Raw genomic sequence first — 17,697 nt, 5'->3', positions numbered from 1 at the left:
CCAGATCCCATCCGCGGACAATCGCCAATATCAGGCCTTAACAGCCGCCAGCAGGAAGGTGGGGTTCAATGCCTCGAAACGCACCCGCTCCAGTTGATAAGTACCGCGCGCGATGTTGACCATCCACACCTTGACGTCGGAGCCGCCATGCTCGAGCAGGGCATGCACTTCGGAGAGGTTTTGCAGGCTGCCGACGTTGGCCACCAAACGCCCCCCCAGCTTCAGTTGCGAGAAGGCCAGTTCGACCAGGCGGCTGATTTCGCGCCCCTGTCCACCGACAAAGATGGCATCGGGGCTGGGGATATCAGCCCAGGCGTCGGGGGCGCGGCCGTGGATCGGCACGAGATTGCGACAGCCGAAGCGTTCGGCGTTCTCGACGATCAGGCCGTGATCTTCAGCGTCCATCTCGATGGCGTACACCGTTCCGCCAGCGGCGATTTGCGCGGCCTCGATCGCCACTGATCCGCTCCCCGCCCCCACGTCCCAGACGATGCTCGTCGGCCCGAGATCCAATTCCGACAGCGCGATCGAGCGCACCTCGGCGGGGGTCAGCAGGCCACTCTTCGGCTTCGACTGCAGGAAGACCTGGTCGGGATTGCCGAACAAGCGCCGGCCGATCTGTTCGCTCGGCCGGTCCGGCACGTCGGGCTTGCGCACCAGGATCAGCACGTTCAGGGGCGAAAACTCCTGCGCCGCGATCTCGTTCAGCGTCCCCTGCGTCACGCGCTCGTCGGGCGAACCGAGATTCTCGCAGACATACGCGTTGAAGTAGTCGATCCGGCTGGCAAGCAGCGCCTTGGCCACCGCCGCGGGGGGCGTGGTTTCGCTGGTGAAGAGCCCCACCTTCTCGGCGATGCGAATCTTTTCGAGGATGCTCGACAGATTGCGGCTCGAGAGATCGGTCAGGTAGGCCTCCTCCCAACTCTCTTTCACGCGCGCAAAGGCCAATTGCATGCTGCTCACATGCGGCAGCACCTCGAAATGTTCTTTGCCCAACTGGGCGCACAGGTAGCGCGCAACGCCATAGAACAGGGGATCGCCCGAGGCGAGCACGACGATGCGGCGCCCGGCGGAGTTCGCCACGCGCTGCACAACCGCGTCGAGATTCGCGCCGACGAGCAATCGCTCGGCCTTGCCGGGGGGCACGACGGCCAGAGTCGGCTCGGCGCCGATGATCAATTCGGCCTCGTGGATGAGCCGCCGGGCGGCGTCCGTTACTCCGTCGAGTCCGTCGTCGCCGATCCCGATGATGTGTACTTTTTCGCTGGTGCCCAAGTGCGGCCGCCTCGATTGGTTCGTCGGTTGGAGTCCGCCCGGTCTTCACGGCACACGACGTGCGCCGCCCCAGGCGTTCGCTCTGGGGCGATTCTACGGCCCCCCGCGATTGAAATGAACCCCCGCGTGCCGGGCGGGGGAGACACGCCGGTCGGTACTTGTTTAGGATGGCGCCGTGGGGTAGAAACCGCCGAGCTTCGCTCCCTTGCCCGCTCGCTTAGATCACCTGCCATGCCCCGCGTATTGATCACGCCCCATCTGCTATACGAACTCGACTTGCCCTGTCGCCGCGCGATCGAAGAAGCCGGCCTCGAAGTGGTCTATCCGCCGAACGCCATGTCGCTGATGGACCCGGCCGATCTGCTCGAGCAGCTCGATGGCGTCTCGGCCGTGCTGGCGGGCATGGAGCCGTTCAATCCCGACGTGCTCGCGAAGTCAAACCTGCGCGTCATCGCCCGGGCCGGCGTGGGCTATGACGCCGTCGACATGGCCGCCGCCAGCAAGCGAGGCGTGGTGGTCACCATCACGCCTGGCACGAATGAAATCTCGGTGGCGGAGCAAGCACTGTCCCTTTTGTTCGGCGTGATGCGCGGACAACCGGGGCGCGATCAGGAAGTTCGTACGGGCGTGTGGAAGCGGGTACCGCTGCCAAGGCTCGGAGGGAAGACGATCGGTCTCGTCGGGCTGGGGCGCATCGGCCGCGCCATGGCGACGAGGTGCCTCGGCATCGGACTGAAGGTGATCGCCAGCGATCCCATGGCAGATGCTGCCTTCGCCGCGAAGCACGACATTCGTCTTGTTACGCTCGATGAACTCTACGCCGAGGCCGACATCGTGAGCCTGCACACACCGGCCACGCCCGAGACAGTGCGGATGATCAATGCCAAGAGTCTGGCGAAGATGAAGCCAGGCGCGGTGTTCATCAACACGGCTCGTGGCAGCTTGGTGGACGAAACGGCCTTGGCCGACGCGCTCCGCAGCCGTCACCTGATGGCGGCGGGGCTCGACGTGTTCGACGTCGAACCGCTGGCACTCGACAGCCCACTGCTCGCGCTCGACAACGTGCTGCTTGCGCCGCACATGGGGGGCCTCGACGAAGAATCGCTCGAGGCGATGGCCACGATGGCCGGAAGATCGATCGCCGAACTGTACCGGGGTGAATGGCCCGGCAACGGTCGCGTGGTCAACGAAGAACTACGCGCCGGCTGGAAATGGTAATCCAGCAGGCGCGTAGCGTGGTTTCGTTGGTTTTCCGGACCGTCGAGCGAAGGGTGCTCGGGGCTTAGGCCGAGAACGAGCTGCCGCAGCCGCACGTCTTCGTCGCGTTCGGATTATCGAACACGAAGCCGCGCTTTTCGAGGCCGTCGTAGAAGTCGACCTTGGTGCCGTCCAGGTAGAGGGCACTCTTCTTGTCGACGACGACCGTCACGCCATGGTGTTCCTGCTTCGAGTCGACCTTCTCGTCGTAGGCCTTGTCGAAGCCGAGGCTGTACTGGAAGCCGCTGCAGCCGCCGCCGGCGAGACCGACGCGAAGCATGGTGTCGGCATCGAGCTTCTGCTCTTCGAGGATTCGCTTGACTTCCGACGCGGCCTTCTCGGTCAGCACAATACCCATGTTCCGTCTCCAGGTGAGGAGTCGCGATTTATTGCAACGTAGACTGTCTAAATTATACGACCCGGCCAGCAAAGGAAAGGGCTGTTGGGCGGGGCGATGACGAGCAAAATCGGCATTTGACCCACAAAACTTGCCCCGAAATCGCTCAAGTCGAACGACTGAGCTGCCGCAGGCGGTGGACCGTCTCGGCCACGGCCTCGATGGCCGCGTCGATTTCCGCCTCGGTGTTGAAACGCCCCAGGCCGAAGCGAAGGCTGGCCCGGGTCAGGTCGTCATTCAGTCCCAGGGCGCGCAGCACGTGGCTCGGCTCGGGATTCGCGCTCGTGCAGGCGCTGCCCGAGCTGACCGCCAGACGCTTCATGCTCATCATCAGTGCCTCGCCGTCGACGCCGGCAAAGCTGACGTTGAGGTTGCCCGGCAGCCGCAAGTCGGTCCGCTCCAGCGTCGGCCCATTGAGCGACACTTCGTCCACCGCGCTCACGAGCCCCTCGTAGAGCCGTTGTCGTAGGGTTGAAAGCCGGCGCTGTTCGTCCGGCAGCTCGGCCAGCGCCAGTTCCACGGCCCGCGCGAAACCGACGATGCCCGGCGTGTTCAACGTGCCGCTGCGCAGGCCCCCCTCCTGACCACCACCGTCGATCTGAGGCACAAGCCGCACCGACGGCGGACGGCGTCGCACATAGAGGGCCCCAATGCCCTTCGGGCCATACAGCTTGTGCGCGGTGAAGCTCATCAGGTCGATCCCCAGCGTGCCCACATCGACCGGTAGCTTGCCCACGGCTTGCGTGGCGTCGCAATGCACGGGCACGCCGCGCGCGTGTGCCAGCTCCACGATTTCGGCAAGCGGCTGGATCACCCCGATCTCGTTGTTGGCCAGCATCACCGATACGAGCAAGGTGTCGTCGCGCAGAGCGTCGGCCACGCGTTGCGGATCGAGCCAGCCCGCCCGCGGATCGCCATGCGCTGCGACCGGCAGAAGCGTGACCTCGTAGCCGCGCCGGGCAAGGCGATCGAGGGGGTCGAGCACCGAGGGGTGCTCCGTTTCGACCGAGATCAGGTGATTGCCGCGGCGCCGCTGGCGCTCGGCCACTCCCCGGATCGCCAGGTTGTTGCTCTCGGTGGCGCCGCTGGTGAAGACGAGCTCTTTGTCGCGCGCCCCGATCGCCGCCGCGAGCGCCTTGCGTGCCGCATCGACGGCCTCGCGGGCCTCCCAGCCGAAAACATGGCTCGTGCTGCCCGGGTTGCCATACGTCTCGGTGAAGTAGGGCAGCATCACCTCGACGACGCGTGGGTCGACGCGCGTCGTGGCGTGGTTGTCCAGGTAAATGGGGCGTTCGTCCATAGTCGTATCATTGTCCGAGCGGTATGGCACGACGGCAAGCCGTGACACTTGGGCGTGAATCCCCTATTCTGGCCCGACCCCCGCCAGTTTGGCCTCACCTCTGTAGCTCACCGACCCTCTGTTCCAGAACTGCCGACCGTGACTCCATTGAGCGACGCGCTGCCATCCGAACCGAATTCGTCCGAACGATGGGAGGTCATCGTCGTGGGGGCGGGGGCGGCGGGCCTGCTGGCGGCGGCGCATGCCGCCGAACGGGGCCGCCGCACCTTGTTGCTCGAAAAGAACCGCCGCCCCGGCGTGAAGATCCTCATGTCGGGGGGCACGCGCTGCAACCTCACGCACGCCACCGACGCGGCCGGCATCGTCCAGGCCTACGGCCTGCCGGGCCGCTTCCTGCACTCGGCCCTCGCCGCACTCGATCCGCCTCGACTCGTCGAGTTGTTCGAGGCCGAGGGGGTGCTGACCAAGATCGAATCGACTGGCAAGATCTTTCCCGCCAGCGATCGCGCGGCCGACGTCTTGGCGGCCCTGCTCGCACGGCTCCAGCGCAGCGGTTGCACGCTCGCCACGGAAGAGCCGCTCAAATCGATCGAACGCATCGAGGGCGGATTTCGGCTCACGACCGCGCGACGCGAACTGCGGGCAGAAAAAGTCATCGTCACGACGGGAGGCAAGTCCTATCCCGGCAGCGGCACCACGGGCGATGGCTATGCTTGGTGCATGTCGTTGGGGCATTCGCTCGTGCCGCCGCGGCCTTCGCTGACGCCGGTGCGCTGCGAAGCGCACTGGGTGGCGGCGCTCCGCGGCGTGACCTTGCCCGATATCGCCTTGGAACTGCACGAAGCAAACGAGTCGGGACGCCGCGCCAAGCCACTGGCGCGAACGCGAGGCTCGTTGCTCTTCGCGCACTTTGGACTGACGGGCCCCGTGGCGCTCGATATCAGTCGCGAAGTGAGTGGCCACCCGCGCCCGCGCACGCTGCGGCTCGAGTGCGATCTGCTCCCCGACGTGCCGCGTGCCCAGTTCGAGGAAGATTTGCGCCGCGCGACGGCCGAGTCGGGCAAGAAGCAGGTGGTGACGCTATTGGGCGAATGGCTTCCGAACCGCGTTGCCGAGACGGTCATGATGCAGGCCGAAGTGCCGCTCGAACGCCGCGCGGCCGAGATTTCCAAGACCGAACGGGCGCGCCTCGTCGAAAACGTGAAGCGGCTCGTCTTTCCCGTCGCAGGGACGCTTGGCTTCGAAAAGGCTGAAGTCACTGCCGGCGGCATCCCCTTGGGCGAGGTCGACTCGCGCACCCTGCAGAGCAAGCTCGTGCCGGGGCTTTACCTCGCCGGCGAAGTGCTCGATCTCGACGGGCCGATCGGCGGCTACAACTTCCAGGCGGCCTTCAGCACCGGCTGGCTCGCCGCGGAGAGCGTGTAAAGATCCCTCGGATTCCGGCCACACGTCAGCATGGAAGCCGGGTAGCACCGATCATCTTGCGGAAAAAGCTCTCCTTCTGAAACGAGCCCAGTCGCAAGATGGTCGGTGTCGCGCAGCGACCAGAGAATGAGCTGCGCAACATGATTCTCCGACACCGGACTTCGCCTGCCGACCGGCGCCGCTCCGGAAAATCGTCTGGGAGATATTATCCCGTCAGCCCTTGCCGAAGAGCGCCCGTAGCGTGATCTGCGACCAGGTCTCGAAACCATCTAGGTCGGCCAAGAGCGATTCGACCGGGCGGAAGCCGGCCTCGACGATGTCGCGCTCGCGTGGACGCACGGCCGGCCGCGCCACGTCGAACACATGTACCACGCCCAAGTGGACGCGGCCGACCTCGGTTTCATCATCGTTAATCAGCCCGACACAGCGCTCGAGGTAAGGCGTGTCGATGAGGACCTCCTCTTCCAACTCGCGGCGCATGCCCTCGGCATAGGGGTTCACGTCCTCCTCGGCATCGACTGACGAGATGTGCCCCCCAATCCCGACGCTGCGCTTGGCGTGCAGGCGCTGTTCGCCTTGCCCGCGGCCGCGCGTGTATTGAAAGATGCTCTCTGGCCGGCCGTCGCCGCCATGCCGGAACACAACGTAGGGAATCAACTGCTTGAAGCTCGGATCTTCCTCGACTTCGTCGCGCGGACGGTAGCTCGTGTGCTCCGGAGAAAGCAACTCGTCGAGGTAGCGGTCCACCTCGGCGCAGAATCCCTGGAAATGGCCGAGGCGGTGAAAGACGGCCGTGGGAACGACAAGAACTTGTTCGGTCTTTACCAGTGCCACGGGGGCGTCCTTTCCGGAAGATTCCTGGGTTTGTCGGCCCGCGACGCGAGGACCGCTCGACCACCGGAGTATACGGCAGCGATCCCCACGTGGCGAGCATCCGCGGGCAAGAACGGAACAGAGGCGGCCACGCGGCGGAAAATCAGACGATCAGCATGGCGTCGCCGTAACTGTAAAACCGGTACCGTTCGCGGATCGCCGCGTCATAGGCTCGTTGAATGAGCTCGTCGCCGCCAAAGGTTCGCACGAGCACCAGCAACGTCGAACGTGGCAGGTGAAAGTTCGTCAGCAGCGCGTCCACGCCATGAAACACGTGGGGCGGGCGGATGAACAGATCGGTCTCGCCGCGCCAGGCCGCGAGATCCCCCTGCCGGGCCGCCGTCTCGAGCACGCGCGTGCTCGTCGTGCCGATTGCCACGATGCGCCCGCCAGACGGTCGCACGGCCCGTAGCCGTTCGGCGGTCGCGTGATCGATTTCGCCCCATTCGCGATGCATGCGGTGTTCTGCCAGTCGCTCGACGCCAATGGGGCGGAACGTGTCGAGCCCCACGTGCAGGGTGACGCGCGCGAGCGACACGCCTCGGGTCTCGAGGCGGCCGATCAGGCGATCGGTGAGGTGCAGGCCTGCGGTCGGCGCCGCGGCCGAGCCGGGCACCCGGGCATAAACGGTTTGGTAACGCTCGAGATCCCCCGGCTCCGAGACCCCCTCGCGAATGTAGCAGGGAAGGGGGACGCGCCCCACCCGATCGAGAATCGCATAGGCGTCATCGGCCGATTCCGGTTTCGCCCGCCAAACTCCCTCTCCTTCGCGCGCGGCGAACTGGAGGCGGCAGGCATCGCGCCCCGTGTTGTCGACCAGGACGATCCATTCTCCCGGCTGCACCTTGCCCCGGGTCTTGCTGAGCAGATGCCAGCGCCCGTCGGCGCCGACCGAGAGAAACAGCCCCTCCCAATTGCCCCCCGTCCTCTCGCGCCGGCCCAAAAGCCGCGCGGGCACGACCTTCGACTCGTTGACCACCACCATATCCCCTGCCCGCAACAACTCGGGCAAATCGCGGACGTAATGATGAGCGATACTTGCCTGGGCTCGATTGACCACGAGTAGCCGTGCGTCGCTACGTTCGTGCAGCGGCTGCTGGGCGATCAACTCGACCGGCAATTCGTAGTCATAATGAGAAAGTTCGGCGTCGGACACGATCGGGCGGCTCGCGGAAGCTTTGGCCGATGAACGCCTGGAGGTGAATCGCCTAGGCGTCGGCCGGGGAGGCGAGTATAAGCCAACGGCCGCGTGCGCCGAACGCCCAAGGCGAGCGGGAGCCACACTGTTTTCCCTATTTCTTTTGAGTTGCGGAACGTTCATGTCGCGTGCAGGCGATCAACCGGTCGAGTCGGCCACGCCCATGGCCCTGCTCATCACGGGGCTCGAGGTGGGGGGGGCCGAGCAGGCCCTGACCAACCTGGCGCTGGGGCTCGGCGAGCACGGCTTCCGGCCCCAGGTCTATGTTCTGCAACCGCGACCCGCGGCAGGTCAGGATCGCTTGGTGCGCGCGCTGGAGTCGGCCGGAATCGCCTGCGAATTTTGCGGGGTGCGTACCGTGCGGGATGCCCCCCGCGCCCTGCGCTGGCTGACCGCCGCCTGGCGGCGCGATCGACCGGCGATCGCGCAGAGCTTTTTGCATCACGCCAACCTGCTGGGTCGCCTCGCCGCGCGCCGCGCCGGAGTTCGAATGGTCTGCGGTATCCGCGTGGCAGAGCGGCGCGGTCGCGCGCGGCTCTGGCTCGACCGAATGACCTCGCGTTGGGTCGATCATTACGTCTGCGTCAGCGCGGACGTGGCGGACTTCTCGCGGCGCGAGGGGGGCCTGCCGGGCGACCGCTTGTCGGTGATTCCGAACGGTGTCGACGTGCCCCGCTTTGCCCAGGCCGAGCCGCTCGATCTCACCACGTTGGGGGTCGCGGCGGGAAGGCGAGCGATCATCTATGTCGGTCGGCTCGACGAGCAGAAGCGCAGCGTGTGGCTCGTCGAGCAGGCGCCGCGCTTGCTGGAGCGACTGCCGCAGCACGACCTGCTGCTGGTGGGCGATGGCCCCCTGCGCGAAGTTGTGTACAACAAGTGTATACAATTGGGCGTGGCCGACCGCGTGCATCGGCTGGGGCGGCGCGACGACGTGCCGCGCCTGTTGCGCGCGAGCGAGTTGCTCGTGCTCCCCTCGGCCTGGGAGGGGATGCCCAACGTGGTGCTTGAGGCGATGGCGGCCGGGCTGCCAGTCGTGGCTACCCGAGTCGAGGGGGTGGCCGAGGCGCTCGGCCCGCTCGCCGCCGCGCAGACCTTTGACCCGGGTGATGCAGAAGGCCTTGTTTTCAGGGCTTTTGCGCTCGTCGGGCCAGCCGCCGAGGGGGTCCGCCTGGGAGGGGAAAACCAGCGCCGCGTGGCGGAACATTTCAGCGTCGACGCGATGGTGGCGGCCTATGCGGCGTTCTATCGGCGATGGTTGTCCCTCTGAGCGACGACAGCATTGCTAGCATCGACGCGCGTGAAAAAAACTTGCCGAGACTTTTTCTCGTCGCAAGTGAAATGCTGTTCGCAAGCTACGCGCAGCGCGACTGTGCATTCGTTGTCGCGCACGGAAAAGTTTCTTGACGATGCGCCACGCATCGCTATTCTTGGACCTCAGTGGGAGTGAATGGTGCGTGTGGTGATCGCTGGGTGCAACACGATCGTTGCGGCCTCGATCAAGAACCTGCAAGCACCGTTCGCGAACGCTTTCGCGATTGGCAAAGATTCCGATCAGCTACCTCGCGCGTGGCCAGTGTCACAGGCCTGGACGGCGCGGGAACGTTCGTCCTCTACTTCCAACGGAGCCGTGTCAGGAGTGGGCTCGACGTCTTGGCTCCGCCTTGCACCTGGATAGACCCGCGCTCGGCGTGCGCACGCCGGTCCAACGTGAATGCGATCCCTGCCTGCACACCGCGCCCCTGGCCCGCCTGATTCGTCCAACCTGTTCGTACTGGAGAAAGTCCGTCCGATTGCTCGCCTAGCGCCTTACCCGGCGCGCCAGTCACCGGCCACCGACTGACGCGTCTTGATGTCGGCCCTGCGACCGACGGAATTTGGGCCATGAGCGGACCGCGCACGCACGAAGCGTCCGGTTGCGAGTTGCGGAGACCAGTCGTCGTCCTTGCCGACAAGTCGACCGCAAACGCCCCACCTCGCGTGGACAAATGGACGTGTTCGAGGTGGAGCCTTTTCTTAGTGCCCGCTGGACGGACCATCGCCGATTGTCATGCGGCGATCAAGGCCTCGCTCGCTTCCGCGGCGACTCGTGCGAGGAATCCCTCGTGAAAAACCCTCGTAGGGTGCTGCTTTCGCCCAATTGTGTGCTGCCAGCGGTTTTTCTATACTGACTCGCTTCAAACGAGTGAGAACTATCTCTAACGTGCTGGAAGGACGAAAGTTATGGCCGATTTGATCGCCCCTCACGGTGGCCTCTCGGAGCTGGTTTGCTGCACGGTCGCCGCGGACAAGATTGCCGCTTTCGAAGCCGAGGCCGCCACGCTTCCCCAGGTGCCCGTCTCGGACGCCGATCTCTCAACCGTGTATCGCTTTGGCGATGGCGCTTTGAGCCCGCTGATCGGCCCGATGGATTCGGCCACCTACAACCGCGTGCTCGATGAAGCGGTCATCGAGGTGAATGGCAAGAAATATGCCTGGACGATTCCCATCGCGCTGCCCGTCACCGCCGAGTTGGCCAAGACACTGAAGAAGGGGCAGAAGGTCGCGCTGGTGAACACGGCCGGCAAGCCGGTCGCCACGCTCGATATCAGCGACGTCTTCGAATGGGACAAGCCGCGCTACATCAAGAGCGTCTACCTCACCGAGCGGACCGATCATCCCGGCGCCGACATGGTGCTCAAGGGAGACGCCGACAAGACGCATCTCATCGGCGGCACGATCCAGGTGTTGCCGCAGCCGAAGAATTCAAAGTTCGGCAAGTATGTCCTTTCGCCGCGCGAAGTGCGCAAGCTGCTGGCCGAAAAAGGCTGGAATCGTGTCGTCGCCTTCCAGACGCGCAACCCGTTGCACCGCGCCCACGAGTACGCCCTGGTCTACGGCCTCGAGACGTTGCTCCGTGCGGGCCACAACGCCGGCGCCTGCCTGAACCCGCTGATCGGCGAGACGAAGGGAGACGACGTCAAGGCGGACGTGCGCATGCACACCTACGAGGCGCTGATCGACGCTCGCGGCATCGGCGAGGGAGACAGTGACACCTCGTTGTGGAACTCGCGTAGCGAGTCGGTGCCCGATCGCGTGATCCTGCTCGGCCTCGACATCAAGATGTTCTACGGCGGTCCGAAGGAAGCGGTGATGCACGCCATCTATCGCCAGAACTACGGCTTCACCGACATCGTCATCGGCCGCAAGCATGCCGATGCGCCTTACGCGGACGGTACGGCGATCTGGGGCGATTTCGATGCCCAGGAGATCTTCAACAAGCTCGGCGGCGACCTGAAGATCAAGCCCGTGAACGTCGGCTTCGCCGCGTACTACGACTCGATCGGCCGCGTCGACCTGATGGAGAAGCACAAGGACGAGAAGCCGGTCTTCATCTCGGGCAAGGACGTGCGCAACACGCTGCTGGCCGGCAACACGGTCGACCCGCGCATCATGCGCGAAAGCACGTCGCGCATTCTGGCCGAGGCCATGTCGAGCGCCTCGCAGGCCTAACCTTGCCTGTACGAACATAGCCACTTACAGCCGCCCGTGGGTTTCTCTCGCGGGCGGCTTTTTTCGTGGATGCAGGGATTGCATCCAAGCGGCTCAGGGCCGTTGATTCCAGCGAGCCTGCCAGCGCGGATAATCGCGCGAGAGCAGAGCCGCCGGAGAATCACCGTACCAGGCGTAGCCGGTGCGCCGCTCGTATTCGATCTCGGCCAGGTGCTCGCGCGGCACGCCGTCGCGACTGCAGAAGAAGGGGCGATTCGTCTTCAAGTCGTAGAACCGTGCCCAGATGGGCGGCCCCTGCGGATCCTCGACGACGATCTTATCCCAACCTCTTGGCAGGCTGGGATCCTCGCGTCGATCGATGCGAAGGCCGGTGAGCTTCGCCCGTTCGAACCAGTCGACCGCGCCTTCGATCGAGGCGACGATCGCCGGGCCCGGCTCGTCGATCTGCATCAGGAAACGCACGATGCCGACACTCTCCGAACCGCTGAACGAGGGGAGCTCATAGCTCCGCGCCCCGGCGGGAGCGAAGCTGGCCGGATCGTGTTGCGCGCACCAGACCGTCGGCCGGCCGTCGACGACAATCTGGCACTGCAAGATGCACTCGATGCCGCGTTCGACGGCCTTGCCGGCATCGATGCGGCGCTCGTCGTCGATCCAGTCGAAATTCGCCTCGCCCAGCGATACGTCGCGCAGCAGTTGCAGCGCGCCGGTCATCGCGTTGTCGTTGAAGGTGATGTTCCGTGAGTACCCTGCGGGGTTCGGCGATACCTGTGGCCAGCCCCCCGAGGGATATTGGGCGGCGAGCAGGAAGTCGATGCCCGACAGCACGCCCTCGCGAAAGCGCGCTTCACCGGTCGCTTTGGCCACGCGCGCCAGGTAACGGAGCTGCGTATAGGTGGCGCCGTTGTCGATCGTGCCGCGCTCGTCGCGCGTAGCGCGTAGTTCGGCGCGGGTCGCGTCGTCGAGGGGCGCTGCCATGTCGAGATTCTTCGGCCACCCGCCGCAGGCACGCTGGTATGCGAGCACGTTGTCGGCAATGCGAATGGCCTCGGCCGATCCGTACCACATAGGCGATTGCGAGAGACAGGCCTTCCACGCGATCGTGTCGGCCGCATGCAACCGCGACGTGGCGAGCAACAGCGCGAGAAATATCCAGGGGGCGACATGGCGTTTCATGGTATCACTCTCTATTCTGCGAAGATCACGCGCCGCTTGCCGCGATCGATGCCAAGCAGTCCGTCCGTCACCGGATCGATGGCGATGCCTTGTCCGGTGAAAGGGGCCTTTACGGTGGCCACATGGCGCAGCTCGCCAGTGGCGACATCGGCGGGAAGCTCCAGGATGTGCAATTCACGTTCGTCGTGTCCCGTGACGAGCAGTTTGCCGTGATACCAGACGCCCCCCGAACTGCTCTTCTGGCCAAACGCCTGCACCACGCGGGCAGGATACGTCCAACGCCCCTTTTCCTGCCCATCGACGAGCCGGGCGACGTAGGTCTTTGTGTTGTCCTCACCATAGTAAGCAAAGTTGCACCACCATGCTCCTGCGACATCGCGCACGCACCAGGTCAGGCTGCCGTCGCTCGCGCCGAAGTCGTGCCATGTCGTTAGTTTCAGCGTGGCGAGATCGAGCCGTTTGATTTCACTTTGCTCGGGCTTCGCCGGATAGTTCGAGTGCGCGAGATAGAGTTGCCCCTCGTGAAAGAACCCGCTGTTGAGGTGTTTCGCCGGCGGGTGGCTGCGTGCGATCAGCTTGCCCGTCTCGCGGTCGTGCTGCGCCACGGTCGTCGAAGAGATGGCATACACGTAGCGCTCGTCGGCCGCGGCCGCCTGACGGGCCTCGGGGGCGGCGAAGCTGTGCGTCTCGTGCCAGTCGTGCGTCGCCACGTTGTCGGCGGCGAACGCGGAGTTGCTCAAGGCAAGGATCGCCACCAAGAGACCGCGCGCATACGGCGACTTGAAGATCGTGAGCAAGGAGATCATGAGAGCTAATCAACAGCCGGGCATGAGCAGGACGTCCCGCGATGGAACGCGCCTCGGCTAGATATAGTACATGTCGGTCTCGCGTTTGGCGCGAGTAACCAACTCGGCAAAGGTGATTTCACCCAGCATCTGCTGCTCGACGGCGGTGACTTCGCGCCACACGTGCAAGAGCGTCTTGGCCGCCGATGAGGTGGGGGCGGCGCTGCTGGTCAGCGCCGCCTCGGGCGGACCCTCGATCACGACCATCACGTCGCGCAGCGAGATCTGATCGGGCGGCACGAGCAATTGATAGCCCCCCGCGGCCCCCCGCGTGCTGGCCACGAAGCCCGCCCCTTTAAGCTGCAACAGAATCTGCACGAGAAAGCGCGACGGAATGTCGTGCTCTTCGGCGATGTCGCGAATGCGCACCGGCTCCCCCGAGCCGTACCGGGCGGCCAACTCGAGCATGGCAATGCAGGCGTATTCCGTCTTGGCAGAGACTCGCACGCGTTGTCACTCGCAGAAACTGGGCCAGGCATCGCGCGTGGCCCGCGACGCGATTCGGAGTGGATGCCGAACGCCGCACGGTGCGAGCCGCCGCGTTTATTCTTTCTCGTCGACCGAGTGCAGGCCGCACTCGGTCTTCGCCGTGCCGCTCCAACGACCGGCACGCTCGTCTTCGCCAAACATCACTGCCCGCGTGCAGGGCCAGCAACCGATGCTCGTGTAGCCCTGGTCGTGCAGTGGATTGTACGGGATGTCGTGGTCGGTGATCAGCTTCCAAACGTCTTTCTTGGTCCAATTGGCCAAGGGGCTGATCTTCACGAGACCAAACTTCTTGTCCCAGCCCACGATGTCGGCCGCGGCGCGATCCGTGCTCTGGTCGCGGCGAATGCCGCTCATCCAGGCATCGAGTCCCCCCACCGACTCGCGCAGGACCTTCACCTTGCGATCGAAACAGCACCTGTTCGGATCGGTTTTATAAACGGGGCCACCATTTTGAGCTTCGTACTCGGCCACGGTGGTCGGGGCGCTGCGCAGCTCGACTTCGATGCCGTACCGCTTGGCGATGCGGTCGCGCAGCTCGAGGGTTTCCTTGAACTGGTAGCCGGTGTCGAGATTGAAGACGTAGGTCTTCGGCTGGACCTCGGCCAGGTAGTGAATGATCACGCAGCCTTCCGGACCGAAGGCAGTGGCCATGCCCAGGCGAGGGAAGTAATTCTCCGCGGCCCACTCGATGATCTCGCGAGGTTGAGCATTTTCGAGCTGACGACTGTACTCCTTCAATTGCGCGAGCAATTCCTCGCTCGCCACGCGAACCTTGGGAGCGCCGTCTTTGAGGGCACCACTGTCGCTGGGCTTGCCGTTGGTCGGCTCGGCCGCTGGGGGGGCCGCTGCGGGAAGCGGCACCGTTTGAGCATTCGTGAGCATGAAATCCGCAGTCGTCAGACTGGCTGGGGGCATGGAGTTCCTCTCGCACGATCGCTGGTCTGAGGCGAGAAGTGCCTCGAATGATACGAATGTTGCTTATCAAAGTCAACTATCGCTGCTCGCCATCGGTTCCTATCGACTCCCCACGCGACGATCCTTCAACTTATGACGATTAGGGCGGCAGGCCGGCACGCCATGACCCAACCCGGAATTGTCGCAAGTTCTTTGGTCACAACATGCTTGACTCACTGAGCCAGCTCGGGCAGGATTTTCCGCATTCGTGCCGTCAATAGCGGCGCACGATCGAGAACCAGTCGTAGGCAGCCCTCTCTTTCTCTTCTAGCGAACTCATGTAATCTCAGCCACGCGACTTGCGCTAGTAGGCGCTCCTGCGCTGCCGGAACCCTCCGATCAATGCTCGGGAAACACTTCCCATACTACAAGTGCCTCGGGAAAGAGAAGTTCTGCTTTGGCAAGCTGCGTTTCCTCTTCGTTCGTAAGCGGCTTTGAGGATTCCCGGTAAAGGGCTCCATATCCGCGCTCACCCAATAGCCAAAGTAATCCTGGCGCCCTGGCTGGAGCGTGCGGATGCAGTGGCTCGAAGTCGGTGATCTTCCACCCGACAGCCGCTGCGCGTCGCTGCCGAATCCAATTGGCACGGTATGCGAGAATCACCGACACCAAACCAAGCACGACAAGCAGTGTTCGCAGTTGGAACTGGAACCAGCGGTGTCTCGGCGCTTCGTTGGGATGTTCGCTCATACGCTCGATTCCTCAGAAAGATTAAATCCGAGCACCATGCGCATTGGAAGGCTATCCATGTAAACGAAGGTGTATGCACTTGCGATCCTGGCGCGCAGGCGCTCCCGCAGCGATTGTTTGTCACGGCGCTACGCTTGCCGCGTTCCACGGCGTAGGATAGTCGATTCGCGCCGAGACTAGGAAAATGTTAACCAAGGGAAGCAACATGGGCGGGTTCGACCACAGGCCAGCGTCGAGCGAGGAGGATCGCTCGCGGCTCGAGCCGACGCGGCATTCGCGCGCGGGGCTCGTGCTGTTTGCCATCTACCTGTTCTTCTATGCCAGCTTCGTGCTGGCGAACGCCTTTGCTCCCACGCTCATGGCACGCACGCCTTGGGCCGGCATCAACCTGGCCGTCCTCAGCGGCCTGGCCTTGATCGTCATGGCCTTCGTCCTGGCGGTACTCTACGACTGGATCTGCCGACTCGGTCCCGCACGCGACGATTCGCGCGAGGCCGGACGATGATCTACGAGCCTTCGCTGGCCGCGATCGTGGTCTTCGCCATCTTCGTCGGCATCACCCTGGGGCTGAGTTTTTATTTTGCCGCCAAAACGCGCTCGTCGCAGAGTTACTTCGCTGCTGGCGGGAATATCCACTGGTTCATCAACGGAGTGGCCTTCGCTGGCGATTACCTTTCCGCCGCGTCGTTTCTCGGCATCTGCGGCATGATCGCCTTTTATGGTTACGACGGGTTTCTCTACTCGATCGGCTACCTGGCGGGCTGGATCGTGGCGCTCTTTGTCATCGCCGCGCCGGTGAAGCGCCTGGGGCGATACACCTTCGCCGACGCGCTCGATGCGCGCTTCAACTCGCGCGGCATCAAGCTGGCCGCCGCCGTGAGCACGCTGGCCGTGAGCGTCTTCTATCTGATTCCGCAGATGGTCGGCGCCGGCGTCCTCATCACGCCGCTGTTGGGGCTGCCCCACTGGGCCGGCGTGGTGATCGTCGGCACGGTCGTCGTGCTGATCGTCGGCACGGCTGGCATGGTCTCGACCACGTACGTGCAGTTTCTGAAGGGCTCGCTCCTGGTGATCTTTAGCGCGGTGCTCACCGTCCTGATTCTGAATCGAGGGTTGGAGGTCGCCCCACGTTTCCGCGACGCTGAGGCAGGACGCGATCCCCTGACAGAAACGCAAACCGTGACCGTCACGGCCGACGGCACGCGGATCGTCAACGGCAAACCGCAGGGGAGAGGGCCAGGCGAAGGGGATCTCTGGCCGGTCGGCGAAGTGAGCCGCCTGCCTGATGGCAAGCTGAAGACGGGCCCGCTCGGGCCATTGCAGTTTCTCAGCACGCTCGAGCGGAGCGAGGTCGTGCTGTGGAAATCGACCACCACCCGCAACGAGGATGGCGGCACGACGACGGTCTTCTCGCAGAAGCCCACCCCGGGGAGCGACGTGCTCAAGCCGGGCAACAGCCCCACGTTCGCCGGCGTGCGCAGCGATTACTTCTTCGACAAGCTGAACTTTCTCTCGCTGATGCTGGCCCTGTTCTGCGGCACGGCGTCGCTGCCGCACATTCTGATCCGCTATTACACGGTCAAGGACGAGGCCGCGGCGCGCAAGAGCACCGTGGTGGGCATCGGCACGATCGGATTTTTCTACGTGCTGACCCTCTTCCTGGGACTCGGCGCCATGACGAGCGGCGCCATCGACGTGACGAACAGCAACATGGCGGCGCCGCTCTTGGCCCGCAGCTTCGGCGAATTGCTCTTCGCCACGATCTCGGCCATTGCCTTCACCACGGTGCTGGGCACGGTGAGCGGCCTGATCGTGGCGGCCAGCGGCGCCGTGGCGCACGACCTGGCGGGCGAGCTGCTACGCGTGAAGCTCACCGATCACGAAAAGGTGCGCCTGGCCAAGCTCACGGCCGTGGCCGTGGGGGCCATCGCCATCGTGCTGGGCATTCTGTTCGAGCGGATGAACGTGAACTTCCTGGTGGGCTGGGCCTTCAGCGTGGCCGCCTCGGCCAACCTGCCCTCGCTCGTGATGCTCCTCTTCTGGAAAGGGACGACGAAGCAAGGCATCACGGTCGCGATCGTGGTGGGCATGCTCTCGTCGCTGGCCTGGATCCTGGCCAGCGGCGACACCTACCGAGACATCTACGGTCTCGACCCAGCCACGGCCCTCGTGCCGTTCAGCCAGCCCGGCATCGTGACGATTCCGCTGGGGTTCGTGGTGCTGGTGGTGGTGTCACTGGCGACAAAAACTCGGTAGCACACAACTTGGCCAAACGACAAAAGCCTAACCTGCGCTCCCGAATGGTTTCTGACACCTTTTCTCCCTCGGC

At 64.3% G+C, this 17,697-nt stretch carries 16 protein-coding genes; 6 read left to right on the top strand and 10 right to left on the bottom strand.

Annotated elements, in window-relative coordinates; all coding sequences use genetic code 11:
• Positions 1–30: 30 nt before the first annotated feature.
• Positions 31–1,275: a precorrin-6y C5,15-methyltransferase (decarboxylating) subunit CbiE gene (cbiE, locus tag KF708_12795; protein ID MBX3413561.1), complete on the bottom strand. Its 1,245-nt coding sequence runs from the start codon at positions 1,273–1,275 to the stop codon at positions 31–33.
• 231 nt (positions 1,276–1,506) lie between these two features.
• On the opposite strand from cbiE, the gene KF708_12790 reads away from it, so the two are divergent.
• On the top strand, positions 1,507–2,493 hold the full coding sequence (locus KF708_12790) for a phosphoglycerate dehydrogenase (GenBank protein ID MBX3413560.1): 987 nt from the start codon (positions 1,507–1,509) through the stop codon (positions 2,491–2,493).
• A gap of 64 nt (positions 2,494–2,557) precedes the next feature.
• On the opposite strand, the gene KF708_12785 is transcribed toward KF708_12790, so the two are convergent.
• Both KF708_12785 and KF708_12780 read right to left on the bottom strand, forming a co-directional pair.
• Complete coding sequence (locus tag KF708_12785; GenBank protein MBX3413559.1) at positions 2,558–2,890, bottom strand: iron-sulfur cluster assembly accessory protein; 333 nt, start codon at positions 2,888–2,890, stop codon at positions 2,558–2,560.
• Between the two features lie 145 nt (positions 2,891–3,035).
• A complete protein-coding gene (locus KF708_12780) occupies positions 3,036–4,229 on the bottom strand; it encodes an aminotransferase class V-fold PLP-dependent enzyme (protein MBX3413558.1) in 1,194 nt (397 codons plus the stop codon).
• A 159-nt stretch (positions 4,230–4,388) separates the two neighbouring features.
• On the opposite strand from KF708_12780, the gene KF708_12775 reads away from it, so the two are divergent.
• Complete coding sequence (locus KF708_12775) at positions 4,389–5,654, top strand: NAD(P)/FAD-dependent oxidoreductase (GenBank protein ID MBX3413557.1); 1,266 nt, start codon at positions 4,389–4,391, stop codon at positions 5,652–5,654.
• 213 nt (positions 5,655–5,867) lie between these two features.
• On the opposite strand, the gene KF708_12770 is transcribed toward KF708_12775, so the two are convergent.
• Positions 5,868–6,488, bottom strand: a complete 621-nt coding sequence (locus KF708_12770; protein MBX3413556.1) for a phosphoesterase — start codon at positions 6,486–6,488, stop codon at positions 5,868–5,870.
• A 142-nt stretch (positions 6,489–6,630) separates the two neighbouring features.
• On the bottom strand, positions 6,631–7,848 hold the full coding sequence (queA, locus tag KF708_12765; GenBank protein MBX3413555.1) for a tRNA preQ1(34) S-adenosylmethionine ribosyltransferase-isomerase QueA: 1,218 nt from the start codon (positions 7,846–7,848) through the stop codon (positions 6,631–6,633).
• On the opposite strand from queA, the gene KF708_12760 reads away from it, so the two are divergent.
• Positions 7,847–8,992, top strand: coding sequence for a glycosyltransferase (locus tag KF708_12760; protein ID MBX3413554.1), 1,146 nt, complete (start codon positions 7,847–7,849; stop codon positions 8,990–8,992). The genes queA and KF708_12760 overlap by 2 nt on opposite strands.
• 953 nt (positions 8,993–9,945) lie before the next feature.
• Complete coding sequence (locus KF708_12755; GenBank protein MBX3413553.1) at positions 9,946–11,214, top strand: hypothetical protein; 1,269 nt, start codon at positions 9,946–9,948, stop codon at positions 11,212–11,214.
• A 93-nt stretch (positions 11,215–11,307) separates the two neighbouring features.
• Here the strand turns inward: KF708_12755 and pelA are convergent, their stop codons facing one another.
• The 5 genes from pelA to KF708_12730 all read right to left on the bottom strand — a co-directional run bounded on the left by pelA (position 11,308) and on the right by KF708_12730 (position 15,368).
• The gene (pelA, locus tag KF708_12750; protein ID MBX3413552.1) at positions 11,308–12,390 is read right to left on the bottom strand and encodes a pectate lyase; all 1,083 of its coding nucleotides are present in this window, start codon (positions 12,388–12,390) and stop codon (positions 11,308–11,310) included.
• Between the two features lie 11 nt (positions 12,391–12,401).
• The gene (locus KF708_12745; protein ID MBX3413551.1) at positions 12,402–13,196 is read right to left on the bottom strand and encodes a hypothetical protein; all 795 of its coding nucleotides are present in this window, start codon (positions 13,194–13,196) and stop codon (positions 12,402–12,404) included.
• Between the two features lie 57 nt (positions 13,197–13,253).
• A complete protein-coding gene (locus KF708_12740) occupies positions 13,254–13,682 on the bottom strand; it encodes an Rrf2 family transcriptional regulator (protein MBX3413550.1) in 429 nt (142 codons plus the stop codon).
• A gap of 96 nt (positions 13,683–13,778) precedes the next feature.
• Positions 13,779–14,639 carry a phosphoadenylyl-sulfate reductase gene (locus KF708_12735; protein ID MBX3413549.1) on the bottom strand — a complete coding sequence of 287 codons (861 nt, stop codon included), beginning with the start codon at positions 14,637–14,639 and terminating at the stop codon, positions 13,779–13,781.
• Between the two features lie 378 nt (positions 14,640–15,017).
• Positions 15,018–15,368, bottom strand: coding sequence for a hypothetical protein (locus KF708_12730; GenBank protein MBX3413548.1), 351 nt, complete (start codon positions 15,366–15,368; stop codon positions 15,018–15,020).
• A 205-nt stretch (positions 15,369–15,573) separates the two neighbouring features.
• On the opposite strand from KF708_12730, the gene KF708_12725 reads away from it, so the two are divergent.
• Positions 15,574–15,873 carry a DUF485 domain-containing protein gene (locus KF708_12725; GenBank protein ID MBX3413547.1) on the top strand — a complete coding sequence of 100 codons (300 nt, stop codon included), beginning with the start codon at positions 15,574–15,576 and terminating at the stop codon, positions 15,871–15,873.
• Positions 15,870–17,624, top strand: a complete 1,755-nt coding sequence (locus KF708_12720) for a cation acetate symporter (GenBank protein MBX3413546.1) — start codon at positions 15,870–15,872, stop codon at positions 17,622–17,624. Before KF708_12725 ends, KF708_12720 begins: the two co-directional genes overlap by 4 nt.
• Positions 17,625–17,697 lie beyond the last annotated feature (73 nt).

The organism is Pirellulales bacterium (assembly GCA_019636335.1).
GTDB lineage: Bacteria > Planctomycetota > Planctomycetia > Pirellulales > JAEUIK01 > JAHBXR01.
The sequence above is the reverse complement of the archived record's forward strand: the minus strand, read 5'-3'. Positions and strand labels throughout refer to the sequence as shown.